The organism is Mycobacterium sp. IDUB_9, assembly GCF_055419505.1.
The window spans coordinates 1-1,030 of record NZ_JBVAXU010000018.1 but is presented as its reverse complement, the minus strand read 5'-3'; the positions used below and the strand labels follow the sequence as shown (position 1 = coordinate 1,030).

At 63.7% G+C, this 1,030-nt stretch carries 1 protein-coding gene; it reads left to right on the top strand.

The window, feature by feature from the left end; translation table 11 throughout:
• On the top strand, positions 1-1,030 hold a 1,030-nt coding region (locus ACZY08_RS29710), incomplete at both ends, for an amino acid adenylation domain-containing protein (RefSeq protein WP_463748177.1).

Here is a 1,030-nt window from a genome sequence, read left to right as displayed (position 1 = left end):
GGCTGCGAATCGGTTGGCGCACTTGCTTGTCGAGCTGGGTGTCGGTCCGGGTCGGCGGGTGGCGGTGCTTTTTCCGCGTTCGGTGGAGGCGATCGTGGCGATCGTGGGTGTGCTGAAAACCGGTGCGGCTTATGTTCCGATCGATCCCTCGGTGCCCGATGCACGGCTGGAATTCGTGCTGGCCGATGCCCGTCCGGTCGTCGCCGTGACCACCGCCGAGCTGGTAGATCGGCTCGACGGACATGGGTTGACGGTGATCGATGTTCACGACCGTGCGGTGTACGGGCAGCCGAGCACTCCGCTGTCGGTGGTGCCGGCGCCCGACGACATTGCGTATCTGATCTACACCTCGGGCACCACGGGTGTGCCCAAGGGCGTGGCGATTCCGCATCGCAATGTGACGCGGTTGTTGGATGCGATCGATCGTGATGTGGCGTTGTCGCCGGGTCAGGCGTGGACGCAGTGCCATTCGTTGGCGTTCGACTTCTCGGTGTGGGAGATCTTCGGCGCGCTGCTCCATGGTGGGCGCCTTGTTGTGGTGTCTGAATCGGTGACCCGTTCGGCTGAAGAGTTCCACGCGTTACTCGTCGACCAACACGTCAGTGTGCTGAGTCAGACCCCGTCGGCGTTTTACGCGTTGGCCTCGGTGGACACCGCCCGGCCGGAGAATCGGTTGGCGCTTGAGGTGGTGGTGTTCGGCGGAGAGGCGCTGGAACCGTCCCGGTTGAGGCCATGGTTGGCCGAGCATCCGGGGTTGCCGCGGTTGATCAACATGTACGGGATCACCGAGACCACGGTGCATGCCTCGTTCCGTGAGATCGCTACGGCTGATGTCCAGAATGCGGTGTCCCCGATTGGCGGGCCGTTGGCTGATTTGGCGTTTTTCGTTTTGGATGGCTGGTTGCGTCCGGTGCCTGCTGGTGTGGTGGGCGAGTTGTATGTGGCCGGTGCGGGTGTGGGTTATGGCTATGTGGGTCGGGCGCCGTTGACCTCGACCCGATTTGTGGCGTGCCCCTTCGGTTCACCGGGG